Raw genomic sequence first — 15,826 nt, forward strand, 5'->3', positions numbered from 1 at the left:
TTTAATTTATTATTGATTTTCTAAAGTTTCTTTGCGACGGTTTTCTCGGTTTTGCCAGAAAAGTTCTTCATTGTATGTCTTTCTCGCTCCTGAACTGCTGACGTACAACATATCTAAAAACTCAGCAAAACTCGTAGCTACAAAAGATAGTTCGGAACTTGAACCAGATTCTGCTTCATGGTGCCACACCACTATTTTAGGGTTATCTGTTTTAGGATCATGACGGTAATCAAAGCAAATTTCTTCTCCTCCTGGATCAACCGCAAATGCAATGACATTTTTAGGATATGCAAACTCTTCATCTCTTGATAAATTGGATTCCCAATACCATTCTATTGAACAGTCTGTATTATATCCTAAAAATGAACCCAAAGGATAACTTTCGTAACGATCTATAAAATTAGAATAAAAATAAAAAATATTCATATGGTTTTGAATTGTTGCACCATTAAAATCAACAACAATATCAACATAAGCCTGGGGAAATTTAAACCCTATTTTATTTTCAAACTCACGCACTACAGAAATATCAACTTTTTCTTCGCGCGTTTCAAATACAATATCTTTTTTCACTCTTTTTTCTCCTTTTTCTCTTTCTTTTTTCTTTCTTTTAGTTCGGGATTTAAACTTTTAGCACCAACATGGGGAGCATCTTTATGTATTTTTGTTTCTACTAACTGCATTCTGCCTAAATCTTGATGATGGTGCCAAGTATATTTTCCTATTTTTTGTTTTCCTTGCTCCATATCCAACAACTCTGCTTCAGTAAACTTTCTTTTTAACACAGGATCTTTTTGCACTTCTGCCCATAAGGCTTTTGTAGACATAGTTAAATGCTCTTCATAATTTGTTTCCAACATTGTCTTTTGCGAAAAAATGACTTCCGTTTTCATATGCGGCGTAAAACCAGGAAGCCCTTTTTGATCATATACAACCTTTACAACTCTACCATCATTTAATTCAACATTTATTGCTCTTCCAGCCATATTAACATTCGGTTTATCCAAATCAGGCACAGTATGCGATATTACATTTTCTTTCCCATACATGGCTTCGAATTCTTTTTTAGATTTTAACGAATCTATAGGTCCTTTCCCACCTAATGTAGGTTTGTAGTCAGGATCATTAACATCAATTTCTTTTTTACGAGCCTGGCGAATTGCATCCTCAATCTTTTTCTGCATTTTGCCGAGGTAGTTTTTTCCATTTTCTAGGACTTCATCCACGCCCGGAAGTTTTTTAACGCCTTTCCACGTTGTGGTTCCAACTTTTGTAACCACAAGGCTAGAAACGTAATCTATGCCTTTTTCCTGAACCAACTGCTCCCAGGTTTTTTTGCCATTGCAAACATCTTCAATATCTTTATAAAGCTCGTAGCCAGTGTAAACTTTGTCTAAAATAGCTAACCCAGTAATAGCAATTGGAATAAGAAATAACGCATTATTCTCTGTTTCCAACCTCGCACTGGTCATCGCAGCATTGGGATCGCCAAGCCCTGCGGCAGCAGACATGCCCGCTACCAACGAGGTCACAATGTTGATGCGATTTTCTCTCTCAGCAGCGCTGAGGTTTTGTGTGTCTTCAAGGCTTGAAAGGGCGGTATTGATGAGTACCCCTGATGCGGCACCAAACGCTCTGGAACCGCAGCTATCGCCCATGGCTCCTGCGGCGCAGCCTAAAACAGCGTGCATGGCTGTGTGCCCAGGGCTGCCTTCGCCTCCCAGTAATGGGGCAAGTTCTTTGATTTTTTCGGCACCGATGCTTTGTAAATAATTGGCCGCAAAACTTTGCACAAGCTCCGTTCCCGTGGCACTGAGCTTGCCTGTAAACGCTGCGGCAAGTGCTGTGGCAACCTGACGGTATTCGCCCCCTGGTGCCCATTTCGCAGCAGATTCGTATTCTTGTTTTAATTGTTCTATGTATTCGGGTGGGACTGTGTCGCTATTTTTAAGAGCATGTTCTAATTCTTTCTCTTTTTGCTCTGCTTCTTGCCCTCTATTTGATATAAATGTGCCAAACTCTTTGCCAAAATCGTTAACGATCCCAATTTTTAACCGAATTTGCTCTTCGTCAAATATCTCATCTGCTTTTTGATGGGCGGTGCGGCTATCGCGATGCAAACTTGTTTGTATTTCTTCTGCCGTTTTTCCGGTAAGTGCCAATTGCTTTTTGTCATTGCGGATTTCAAGCACGCCTTCGTCTATTACGCTCCGGGTGACGCTTGAAATTTTCTTGCTACCTGGCAAATATTGCGGTGGACTTACTGAAAGCTTGTCGCCTACGCTAAAGCCCCCACCAATATGCTTGACGTCGTATTCCGCTTCGTTTTTGAGATCGACAAAATCTAGCGTCTCTGTTGAAAACTTATTGAGTTTCTTATCTTTAGCCTCTTGGTTGCTCGCTATCATACCCCCTACTAGCTGGGTATGACCCCCTACATCAACTTGATAGCCTCCCGATCCTGCTAAAAAACCCGATTGCGTGATCACGCTCTTGTAGTTGCTGGCCATGTCGGTCACGCTGCCATTTACGCTCGCTTCCTGAGCCCCTACACACGCTGGAGGAATACACGCGCTTGCCGATACTCCAAACGAATACTCCTCAGAATCGTGGGTTTTGCTATCTTGCAGGCTTTCTATGTGCAAATTACCGGCTATATCTGCCTTAATAAACTTGCCTTTAACTTGAGCGCCTTTTAACGTGGTATCCCCTCCTGATACCACTTCTACGCCCTGTTTCCCTTCTACTATTGTATCAACATGCTGAATTTCACTGCTTTTGCTCCAACCTTCTCCTCCCGATACTCCTGCTTCAATCGTGAATCCTGTGCTTTTTCCTGCATTCGCACCTATCCCTAACTCCCAACCCGAATTCCATTGACTGCTCCGTCTCTCTGTGGTTTTTTGTGCCGCCTGCATTAAAATATTGCCTTCGGCCTCCAGACGAATTTTACCTTCCGCTTTGAGATCACTGCCCGAAAGATCAATGCTGCTTTCCTTGCCCGCTCCCCGTGCCTGAACAATGAGATTGCCTTGTGTGTAAATCCCTGATTTATGAACTAGCGTGCTTTCGGTTACTGAGCTTTGCCCTGACTTGCTCTGCCCGATTGTATATTTAACCTTCACGCCACCTAAGTCTTTAGGTGATTTCTGCAACGCATCAACCGCATTTTTGGCCGCTAAACTATTAGAAAGTAACGCCAACCCTTTAAAGCGGTCGTCTTCCACTTTGTTCATGTTCTCGGCTGTGCGCACCACGCCCTGTGCTGCTCCCACTACGGGGTTGGATGCCCCGAACGACAATCCACTGGTTTTTTGTGACGCGGAATTCTCTTCAAGTACTGTCGAAATACCTGCTTCTGTTTTTACCTTTTCTGCAAATATCCCTACATCGCCTAGCGCCGAAAGTTTGCTGCCCCCTGTTTGGCTAAAGGTATTGCCTGCATCAATCACAAGCGTGCCAAAACGACTCCCTACCTCAGAAGATGCAATTAAATTTTCTTTGGTTTTGTTACCTTTGTCTTTCTCTTGCTTGCCTATTGTAAATCCAAAACGACCTTCACTTGCAAATATTCCCGTTGTCCGCGTTGATTCATGAAACGATGCGTAGGTTTGTTCCGTTGCGGCTTCAATAGAAACATTGTTACCCGCTTTCAAAACTGTTTTTTGATCAGAAGCTATTTGACTTCCAGAAACTAAAATATCGCCTTTCTTTTCGCCACCTTTACCAGCTTGCAAAATAACCGAATTACCGCCTATTTTAGAACCATAAACCCCGTCTCTTTCGCTTTCCCCCTGTGTTGTTGTGGTTTTGCTGCTAAATATTCCATCATTGGTTGATTTATTATAACTATAAGAGCTGCTTTTTAAACTCTCTGACAACACATCAATTTTATTATCTGCATAGAATTTTGCATCTCCATGCACGGCTGTAATTGCAGAACCTTGTAATAATATATTTCCTGATTTTGAATTCGAATCTGTGTTATTTTCACGTTCAAAAGCATTAATGATAATTGAATTTCCAGCTGTAACCTTACCACCAACTATTGTTTCTGAATATTTTTTATCTACCCCTTCTCCTTTTGAAAAATGGTATTCATCATGAGTGCGTTTGGTATCTTTAACACCAGTTATTGTGACATTAGCGCCTTGAATAATAACATTTTGATTAGGATTAAATTTTCTTTCTTTTTCAGGAACATTAGCTTGGTCATCATTAATTTCTACGCCTTTGTAATTTACATTATTTTTTGCTACAATTATAGAATTGCCGTCGCTAATTTCTTTGCCAACGTGATGCGTAACGCTATTTTCTTCAATTCTTTGACTAGACGAATGAAAAATCATACCTAAAAAATTAGATGTTTTATTATTAGTAATTAACAATTCTTTTTCTGTAACCGCAGCTTTGGCGTTAATATCTCTGCCTGCTTCTTGCCGTGTTTCATTTTTAGAATAAATATTTGCACCAATTTTATTGATATCTCTGCCGGCAATAAGCTTTACAGTATCGCCAGAAACAGTAGCAACTCTATCTACCCGTGTGTTTTTTTGTTTTTGGCCATTCACAATAAAATATTCATCCATTGCTTTTGTTTCAATATGAATATCGCGTTTGGCATTGAGAATTATGCTACTATTATCACCAGAACCTTTAATATCTCCAGAAATATTTTTAATATCATTGAGTGCTTGTAAGGTTAAACTATTTGCAAAAATTGAGGCATAAGGATTGTTAACAATGTTTTCGGCTTCAATTTTACCACTACCAATATACATGCTGCTTGTGTTATTAAAGTCACCCGAAATTTTTAAATCGACTTTACCAAATATCATGAGCGAGCCATTGGATTTTAAATCTGTTTTTAACAAATTTTTTACATTCACAACAACCTGATCAACATCTTTATTAACATCAATTATTAAATCAGACGTTAAAGTTGCCATTTGCTCGTCACTCAGTTGTGTACCTGGAGTGATTTGAAAGTTTTGGGCAACCATTTTTCCTGAGTTTAAAAGATTTTGAAATTTATACTCGTTTTCTTGATAGTTTGTTAAAAATTGCTGGCCTGTTAATACCACAGCCTGATCACCCAATTCTCTTTTAGAATCAAACTGATCACCATAAATCTTTAATTGCCGCTCAGGATTGAGCTGTAATTTTTCTGTGTATTTATCGTGAGATAAAAATTTATTATATTCTACATAGGTTGGATTATTTTCTATTAAGTAACGATATCCTGGCGATTTTCTAAAATCAAAATACCTGCTACCAGGCATTGATAAACTTAAATTAACATCCATAGGATTTAGCGCGTTTCGAGAATAAAAATCTATTGATGAAGAGTTATGATTGTTAAAATTAATAGTTGTAAAATCTATTCCTTTTGCAATAGGAACATCAACTTTATCTAAAGTTACTGATGGATTTAAAGAATCATGTTGAATAGAATATTTTGTATTTAAAGCTTCAAAATTATTTTTTGATTGTGGGATAACAACTGGGTCAACATTAACTTTTTCATTATCAGGCAGCTTTGTATCGCTAAGTTTTACTCCATCCATAGGATGAAGCAGTGAATTGTTTTTGTCTCTTAGACTCGAAAGCGCAACACCATTTACAGAGCTAGATTCTGGATTATCAATATCAAAATTTGGCTTTTCCGTCGTTGGTATTGCAAGTTGATGAATACCTTTCTGTTCTTGAGAAAGTGTTTCTTGATGTGTTGCAATTTGCAAATTTTTTAATACAGGTAATGAAACAGAATCAATCGAACGTTTTTCAACAAAAGATGCGCCATCCCGCGATACATCTTTTTTATAATTTTCTTGAGTGGTTTCAACACTACCTAAACTTGGTCTGTGCGCAGAATCGGTTAATGGATTTACTGCAATTTTATTTTGATTATCAAAATAACTTGATGTATTAACCACCGCTCCAGAAATATTGGTTGCTTCGGCCAATGGTTTGATTTCGCCTATTTTGTGTTGGTCGTAGTGGTTCGTTTTTGTTTCAAGATCAGAACCGTCTGTAAAAAGATTGCCAAAAAGATCCCAAATACTCTTTGGCCACTCATATATATCATCTATTTGCACGCGATCTGTTATTTTGTCTACAGAAATCAATTTTTTTGCATGGTATTTTTTACCAAAATAATATTCGTCTTCAGTTTTTAAAATATTGTCAATTTTAATTTCAGTATCTTTATTGTACTCATTAAAATTATGCGCAAGATTTTGATTTTCGTTTAAGTTAACATCAGGTCTCTTTTTTAAATTATCGTGTTTTGCACCTTCATCCATATCCATTGAATACCTTGAAGTGCCTGCTGCAGCTATTGTACTATAAAAATTACCAATATAATTTTTAAAATTAATATCTCCACCAGATAAAATTTCTGATGGATTGCTATGTTGTTTTAAGGAATATGTATCGGTTTTTCTAGATAAAGTTCCTTTTTTTCTTTCTGTTAAGCCATCACGCCTTCCGGTTGTAAAAACCGTTTCCATTCCTGAGTTAGGTAAATTTTCAGGTTTACCTTCAATTTTTACTTTTTCAGGATCCACCGCAGGCTTATTGTAAACTCTATCCACATCAAAATTAATAAATTTTTTTGCCACAATTTTTGTAGAAATATTTTCTAGTATGCTTGCAGTAAAGGTAAGGCCGCCTATGCTTAAAATTTGGCTGTTATTAACATTTCTAATTTCTTTGGCATCTAATTTCACTTCGCCCGATTCAGATGTTCCAACTATTTTTCCGCCCGCATCATTTTCAATTTCACCCGATCCTCTTTGTGCTGTTAAATTTAAATTATCACCAGAAATTCTTGAGGTATTTAAAATACGACTACCTGTTAAATTTACAGATTTTCCATCTATTTTACTATAATTTTCAATACCTATAACAGCGTCTATATTTACAGAATCTGCAATAACTTTTGCTTGCGCATGGTTTGTAAAATTATTGCTTGAAGTAATTTCTAATTTTTTTCCTACAATAATTTTATTATTACTTACGCCATTAGCACTAATTGTTAAAGTATTTTTTGCAGAAATTTGTGCATTATTTATAAAATCATTTTTAAATTCTAACTCAGAATCACCTTGGCTAATAATTTTTCCTGCTACATTGCTTGAACTGGTTTTAAGAATTAAATCTTGATCTGCAATAACAGTTCCAAAATCATTGCTAAAATTTTGTGATTCTATATTTATTGTATTTTGAGCATAAAGATTACCAGAATTATTATCTAAACTAGATGATTTTATATTTAAATTACTTCCGCTATTAATTTTGCCACTATTGTTAGAAAAATTATTGTTACTCTCAATCTCAATATTGTTAAGTGCTAATATATTTCCACTGTTGTTGTATAAATTATTTGCATTTAATGTTATAAAACCCAACGCTTTGATGTTTGCAGAGGTATTTTGTACTTCTCCTGTTGCATCAATTTTTATATTATTACCAGAAAATAACGTACCAGAGTTATTATTAAATGACTGCGTTTGTAATGTTGCATCACCTAAAACATTAAATGAACCACTATTGTTATGAACATTTGAAGAATTTAAGCTTAAAGAACTTGCAAAAACCTTGCCGTTATTTGCATTATCAAAATTGCCAGATCTTATTTCTGCATTAACCTTAGAAATAATTGTACCTTGAGTGTTATCAAATTGATTATTATTTGTGTTGATATCGAGTTTATTTTGTGAGTTGCCATTTTCAACAACAATAACTCCTTCTTTGTTAATAATTTGGTAACTGTCTGATTTTAAATAACTCCCACTATAAATAATTCCGTTATTATTATAAACATCTCCAGATGTTATATCGAGGCTTGTACCAGCATGAATTCTGCCCATACTTGTATTAGTTAAAGATTCTCTCTTTAAATTTATGGTTACATAGCTTTTCCCAGCAATAACACCAGCACTATTGTTAAGCTCTCCACTATGAATTTCTAATTTGTTATCAGCAATAATTTTTCCAGAAGTGTTGTTTAGGGTGCTTGCAAAATTTAAATTTTGCGTATCACCAGATAAATTGCCATTATTATTATTTAATGAATTTCCTGTTATACCCAATGCAGCGCTTGCATAAATAAGGCCACCTGTATTATTTATGTCTCCATTTTGAGCAATAATATTTACAGAATCATTATGATTAAAAATTTTACCACTGATATTTTCTATATTACCACTATTAATTTTAATTTCATTGCGTGCTGCAAAACTACCAGAATTATTTTTTAAATCTCCCGTTGTAACTTTTAATTTTCCATGCGATTCTAAAGTTCCAGAATTATTATTTAATAAACCTTGCGACACAATTTCAGCATCACCTAATGATGCAATTGTTCCTTTAATGTTATCTGCAATTGTACCTGTAAATTTTAAAGTTTGTTTACTAAAAATTTCGCCGTTATTATTTAAAAATTTACTTGCAGTAAATGTAACATTTTCGCCTTGAATTTGCCCTTTTGAAGAATTGTCTACACTTTTTGCAGTTATTGTTAAATCGCCTGAAGTTTTAATTTTACCGCCTACATTTAAAATATCTTGTGATGCGGTATTAATATTTAAACTTCTTGGAGTTGAAGCATTCGCATTGTGAGCAACAATTTCTCCTGCAGTGTTATCAATTTGTAAACTTTTTACCTCAAACACTCCACCACTAAATAACAATCCTGTTTTGTTATAAAGGTAAGAAGAATTAATATCAGAATTTCCTTCCGCAAAAATTTTCCCTGTTTGATTATTAAAAATATTATTTGCTGTAATATTAAGATTTTTTCGCGATAAAATTGTTCCATTATCATTATTAATGTTTTGCCCTTGAGTTTTAATTTTCATATCTTGCTGTGAGGCAATCAAACCCAATTTATTGTTTTCAACGCCAGCAAACAATTCTAGTTTTTCGTCTGCAACAATTTTTCCTTCTTTGTTGTTCACTAAAGAGCCAGATTGCAAATGCAGTTGTGTTGTAAATCCTAAAATTTCGCCTTCTGTGTTATCAATACTGCCGCTCTTAATTATTTGGTTGCCACTAGCAAGAATTTTACCTTTATTGTTATTAATTTGTTGATTATTTGAATTGATTTCTAAATTAGCGCCAGGGTTGCTTGTAAATATTTTTCCACCTTGTGAATTATCAATCTCGTGGCTTATAATTTTTGCGCTCAGTCCGCTTGCAATTTTACCAGATTGATTAATTAATTTTTGTCTTTGAGTATTAATATTAAGGGTTCCCAATGCCATAATTTCGCCATTGTTATTACCCTTAACACCACCATCTAATTTTAAATTTTTACTCGCAACAACTTTACCATCGTTATTATTTAAATTGCTACCTTCCGATAAATTTAAAGTAACAGATCCACCTTCGCTACTAGAATTATTTACATTTGCTGCCGTAATTGTGCCATTTGAGTTATTTACATTTGCTGCCGTTACAACAATACTACCTTCTTTACTTGATATTTTTCCTTTATTGTCATTTATAATATCATGGTTTTTTGTATCAATTGTAATATCATTTTTAGCGGCAATAACTCCTTGTGTGCTATTTATTGCATGACTTGTGATTGTTAAATAATTATTAATACTGCCAATAGTGCCTTCGCTGTTTTTCAGCGCATGGCTTTCTAGTATCAAATTGCCGTTGGCAATTATTTGCCCTAAATTATTATTAACAATTTCTTGTTGTGAATTTATTGTTAACGCACCTTGCGCTGATACAATTCCTTTTTCATTACCCGACACACCACCTTGTAATGTTAAATTATTACGAGCTAAAGCCTTACCAGAATTGTTAGTTAAATAACTGCCTTTTAATAAATTTAACACAATATCACTGCCAACAATTTCGCCTTGCGTGCTATCAATATTCTTTGCTGTGACGGTAACATTGCCTTCTTCGCTTAGTATTTTACCTTCGATATTGATAATATTTTGTGCGTTTGTGCTAACAGAAATATCTTTTTTCGCTACAATTTTACCTTGTGTGCTATCAATTTCATGACTTGTTATAGTTATTTCACTTTCAATGCTTCCAATCGTTCCTGCGTTATTTTGTAGCGCATGGCTTTCTAGTTGCAGAGTGCTTTTAGCAACAATTTTTCCTGAGTTATTGTTAACCGCTTCTTCTTGAGAATTTAACGTTAACGTACCTTGCGCTGATACAATTCCTTTTTCATTATCAGCAACACCACCTTGTAATGTTAAATTATTACGAGCTAAAGCCTTACCAGAATTGTTAGTTAAATAACTGCCTTTTAATAAATTTAACACAACATCACTGCCAACAATTTCGCCTTGCGTGCTATCAATATTTGCCGCTGTGACGGTAACATTGCCTTCTTCGCTTAGTATTTTACCTTCGATATTGATAATATTTTGTGCGTTTGTATTAACAGAAATATCTTTTTTCGCTACAATTTTACCTTTTGTGCTATCTATCAAATGGCTTGTAATTATAATATCGCTGTCAACACTACCAATTGTTCCTGAATTATTTTTCAGTGCATGACTTTTTAAATCTAACTTACTGTTAGCAATAATTTCGCCAGAATTATTGTTTACTGCCTCTCCTTGAGAATTTAACGTTAACCCACCTTCGGCAATAATTTTTCCTTTTTCGTTACCTGCAACACCACCATATAATTTTAAATCCTTACTTGCAGAAACTTTACCTTCATTATTATTTAAATTGCTACCTTCTGTTAAATTTAACGTAACAAATCCGCCAACAATTTCGCCTTGGGTGCTATCAATATTTGCCGCTTTAACGGTAGCATTGCCTTCTTCGCTTAATATTTTACCTGTATTATTATTGATATTTTGCGCATTGGTATTAAGAATCAAGTCTTGTTTCGCAACTATTTTGCCTGCAACACTGTTATCCACTTCGAGACTTGAAATTGTTACACCGGCGGCACTGCTGCCAATTGCGCCCGCTGTGTTGTGCAACGCTTGAGCTTCTATTTGCACGGCACTTTGTGCCACAATGCTACCCAAATTATTCACTAATTCTTGCCCTTGAGTATTGAGACTGAGCGTACCTTTAGCTACAATTTTACCCTCATTATTACCCGCAACTCCACCTTGCAATATTAAATTATTACGGGCTACAACCTGACCAGAATTGTTACTTAAATAACTGCCCTTTAATAAATTTAATGCAACATCACTGCCAACAATTTCGCCTTGGGTGCTATCAATATTTGCCGCTTTAACGGTAACATTGCCTTCTTCGCTTAATATTTTACCTTCGATATTGATAATATTTTGTGCGTTTGTATTAACAGAAATATCTTTTTTTGCTACAATTTTACCTTTTGTACTATCAACAGCATGGCTTGTAATTATGATGTCACTGCCACCGCTACCAATTGTTCCTGCATTATTTTGCAGTGCATGGCTTTTTAAATCTAACTTACCGTTAGCAATAATTTCGCCAGAATTATTGTTTACTGCCTCTCCTTGAGAATTTAACGTTAACCCACCTTCGGCAACAATTTTTCCTTTTTCGTTACCTAAAAGACCGCCTTGTAGCATTAAATCTTTACTTGCAACAACTTTACCTTCATTATTATTTAAATTGCTACCTTCTGTTAAATTTAACGTAACAATTTTGCCCGCAATTTCACCGCTGCTGTTATTGAAATTTGCCGCCTTAACAACAATATCTCCTTCTTTACTTCCTATTTTTCCTTTATCATTATTTGTAATATCATGATTTTTTGTATCAATTGTAATATCATTTTTAGCAACTATTTTTCCATTTGTGCTATCTATCGCATGGCTTCTAATTATAATTTCACTGCCACCGCTACCAATTGTTCCTGCATTATTTTGCAGTGCATGGCTTTTTAAATCTAACTTACTGTTAGCAATAATTTCGCCAGAAATATTGTTTACTGCCTCTCCTTGAGAGTTTAACGTTAACGCACCTTCAGCAACTATTTTTCCTTTTTCGTTACCTGCAACACCACCTAGTAATGTTAAATTATTACGGGCTACAACCTCGCCAGAATTGTTACTTAAATTACTACCCTTTAATAAATTTAATGTAACATCACTGCCAACAATTTCACCTTGGGTGCTATCAATATTTGCCGCATTGACGGTAACATTGCCTTCTTCGCTTAATATTTTGCCTGTATTATTATTGATATTTTGCTCATTGGTATTAAGAATGAAATCTTTTTTCGCAACTATTTTGCCTGTAACACTGTTATCCACTTCGAGACTTGAAATTGTTACACCGGCGGCACTGCTGCCAATTGCGCCCGCTGTGTTGTGCAACGCTTGCGCTTCTATTTGCACGGCACCTTGTGCCACAATACTACCCAAATTATTCACTAATACTTGCCCTTGAGTATTGAGACTGAGAGCGCCTTCGGCAACAATTTTTCCTTTTTCGTTACCCGCAACACCGCCTTGTAGCGTTAAATCTTTACTTGCAATAACTTTACCTTCGTTATTATTTAAATTGCTACCTTCTGTTAACTTTAAAGTAACGAATCCGCCTCCAATTTCGCCTTGGGTGCTATCAATATTTGCCGTTGTGACGGTAACATTGCCTTCTTCGCTTAATATTTTTCCTGTATTATTATTGATATTTTGCTCATTGGTATTAAGAATGAAATCTTTTTTTGCAACTATTTTGCCTGCAACACTGTTATCCACTTCGAGACTTGAAATTGTTACACCGGCAGCAGTGCTGCCAATTGCGCCCGCTGTGTTGTGCAACGCTTGCGCTTCTATTTGCACAGCACCTTGTGCCACAATACTACCCAAATTATTCACTAAGTTTTGCCCTTGGGTATTGAGACTGAACGCACCTTTGGCAACAATTTCACCCTTGTTATTACTAGTCACACCTCCTTGTAATATTAAATTGTTGCTTGCAAAAACTTTTCCATCTTTGTTACTTAAATTACTACCTTTTGTTAAATTTAACTCAATATCAACTCCAGAAATTTGCCCAGAATTATTTTCAAGATTACTTGCATTTAATACTAAATCACCTTCAGCAATTATTTTTCCTTTTACATTTAAAATTTCTTTGTTTCCAACATCAATTTGCAAGTCTTCTTTTGCAAATACTGTACCGTCTGTGTTAGTTAAACCAGAAGAACTGGTAAATTCTAAATTACTTTTACCGCTACCAAAAACGCCTTTTTCATTTTTAAAATCACCAGAACGAACCGTCACAACTCCTTGAGCAACCAATAGTCCTTCAGTATTATTTATATTTTGATCATGAGCCTCTAGTAATAATTTCCCATGCGATGAAATAAGTCCTTTTTGGTTATTGATATTGCCACCAGAATAAGTAAGATCTTCATTTGAAATTAACTTTCCTGCCGCATTTTTTAAATTTCCATTTTTATCTAAATTTAAAGTAACATTTTTACCTTCAATTTCACCATTATCATTTAAAATGCTTGTTGTATTTAATTTTAAATCATTAGAAGCTATGATTTTTCCTTTTTCATTATTTATTAAACTCGAACTAATATCGATTTTTCCAGAGGTAATAATTTCGCCAAAATTATTTTGAAATTCACCGCTTGTAAGATCAAAATTTCCTTTTGTATGAATAGAGCCTAAAGCGTTATCAAAAACTTGATTTTTTGTATCAATTTTTAAATTTTTATCGCTTAAAAGAATTCCTTCTTTATTTGAAAATTCACCAATGTCTAAATTTAAATCGGACTTTCCTTCTATTTTACCCTTAGCATTATTTAATTTTCCTTCATCCAATAAAATTGACGTTTTTTCTCCAAAAATTTCACCATAATTATTATCTAAATATCTTGCTTTAATTATATTATCGGATTGCGAAATAATACTTCCAGATGTATTATAAATAGAGTTAGAATTTATATTTAGTTCATTTTCAGCTTTAATTAACCCTCGGTTATTTACTAAATTACTATTTTTGGTGTCTAAATTTAAGTTTGACTTAGTTATTATTTTTCCATCTTCATTATTAATAAAACCTTGTTCTATATATAAAAGGTTATCCCCTATTATATTTCCTTTTACGTTAATCAAATCACCAGATTTAAAATCTAGATTTGAGTAATTTGCGCTTAAAACACCTTCAGTATTATCAATTCCTAATCCTTTAACTGTGAGTTGCTCTTCTGCAATTATTTTACTCGCAACATTATGTATCTTATTATCGGATTCTATTTTTATATGTTCTTTGGCAGAAATAATTACATTATCATTTTTGATATTACTTGAATTTATATCAATACTATTATTGGCAAAAAAATTGCTTGAATTATTAATAAAATCAACGTTACTATCAAGTTTTAAATTTTTATTTGTTGTTATATCTGATTTTTTTGATATAAATTCAGAAGAACTGATATTAATATTTGCTTCAGATTCAAACACAGAATCAACTAAATCAATTTTGTTACTTTTAACAAAAATATCATTTTCTGAATAAATTAACCCTTTGTTACTATTTAAATTATTTGCAGATAATTTTAATAATCCAGCACTATAAATATCCCCTGAGTTAAGAAAATCTTGTCTTGATTCAATTTGTAAATATTCTTTTCCGCGCTGTACAATTGTACCTGTATTAATAAAATTAGTTGCTGTAATTTCTATAATACCTTTAGAATCAAAATAGCCTTTTTGCTCAAAATTTTTACCAATTTCTATTATTGAACGATTTTCTGCTAAAATTTTTCCTAAAAAATCAGCATTTCCTGTTACTTTAATTAATAAATCATCTTTAGAAAGAACCCTATCAACTTTTAAATCTCCATTTGCAAAAAGCTGCAGCGATCCTTCAAGAGTTTCTAGGCGACCCATGCTATTCACGCCAATGCCATACTCTGTTGCAATTAAATAAATTTGTTTTGCAAACATACCGCCAACAGATTTAACATCCAAAGCAAACTGTGGCGTCCCACCACCAATATCAATAGGTTTTGTTTGTAACGTTTTAAAAAATACTCGGTTTGTACCTAAAATTGTATTTAATTTATTAGCCCATACTTCGCCGCCTACTTGCATTGTGCGAGCAATCAAATCGAGCTCTGCAACTTGCAAAGCATTGAGCCCTTTTTCACCAATTTTAAGTAACGCGCTATCAACACGAAATGAGTCTAATAATCCTGTGGTACTCCATTCGGGTTTTCCAACCACCAAACTCGCTCTTGAGGTATTGATAAATCCGCAACCATCACAGGTAATGCCATTGGGATTTGCAATAATGATATCTGCTATTCTTCCTGCAACCTCCATTGGTCCAAACAGCAACGAAGGGTCTGAACCCATCACCTCCGATAAAATCACTTTTGCAGGCTCATGCCCTAACTGCGGATTGCCAGCAATCCATCCTGCAAGCTGCGACTGAATATCTTTGTTGCTGTTATTAAAAACCAATCCACTTTTATCGACATTGAACTGTTCAAATTGATTATGCGAAATACCGCTCGAACTTGGTGGCGCAATGTGCACAACAGGCACGCCATTATGTGCCGCATCCATGATTGGATGCCGTTCATTTGGCGCGTTACGATACGCAACAGCTTGTGCAAATGCCTGCTGGTGTTCTAAAAATGCGGTATTACAAGAATATGCAATGATAAAAACCGTTGAAATTGCTTTTAATTTAGTTGTTATCTTACGACTACATTTGGCGCACTTGTGATTAAAATTCAAGATCAGCTGATTGCAAGTATTTTTTGAATTAAATCTATTATCTTTTGTAAAAAAATTATTGTTATTTTTATTAAAATTTTTCATCTGAAATCCTTTTCAGAAAATGAGGAAGTTAA

Annotated in this window: 2 protein-coding genes; both read right to left on the minus strand. The window is 34.6% G+C overall.

The window, feature by feature from the left end; translation table 11 throughout:
* Positions 1-9 precede the first annotated feature (9 nt).
* Positions 10-573 carry an SMI1/KNR4 family protein gene (locus Spiro2_RS07225; RefSeq protein ID WP_338635014.1) on the minus strand — a complete coding sequence of 188 codons (564 nt, stop codon included), beginning with the start codon at positions 571-573 and terminating at the stop codon, positions 10-12.
* On the minus strand, positions 570-15,794 hold the full coding sequence (locus Spiro2_RS07230; protein ID WP_338635015.1) for a hemagglutinin repeat-containing protein: 15,225 nt from the start codon (positions 15,792-15,794) through the stop codon (positions 570-572). Before Spiro2_RS07230 ends, Spiro2_RS07225 begins: the two co-directional genes overlap by 4 nt.
* Between the last annotated feature and the right edge of the window lie 32 nt (positions 15,795-15,826).

It is taken from the genome of Spirobacillus cienkowskii (genome assembly GCF_037081835.1).
In the GTDB taxonomy this organism is placed as follows: Bacteria; Bdellovibrionota_B; Oligoflexia; order Silvanigrellales; family Silvanigrellaceae; genus Silvanigrella; species Silvanigrella cienkowskii.

Coding starts and splice junctions, on each gene's coding strand:
- Spiro2_RS07230 (WP_338635015.1), bottom strand. CDS start 15,794: ATGAAAAATTTTAATAAAAATAACAATAATTTTTTTACAAAAGATAAT.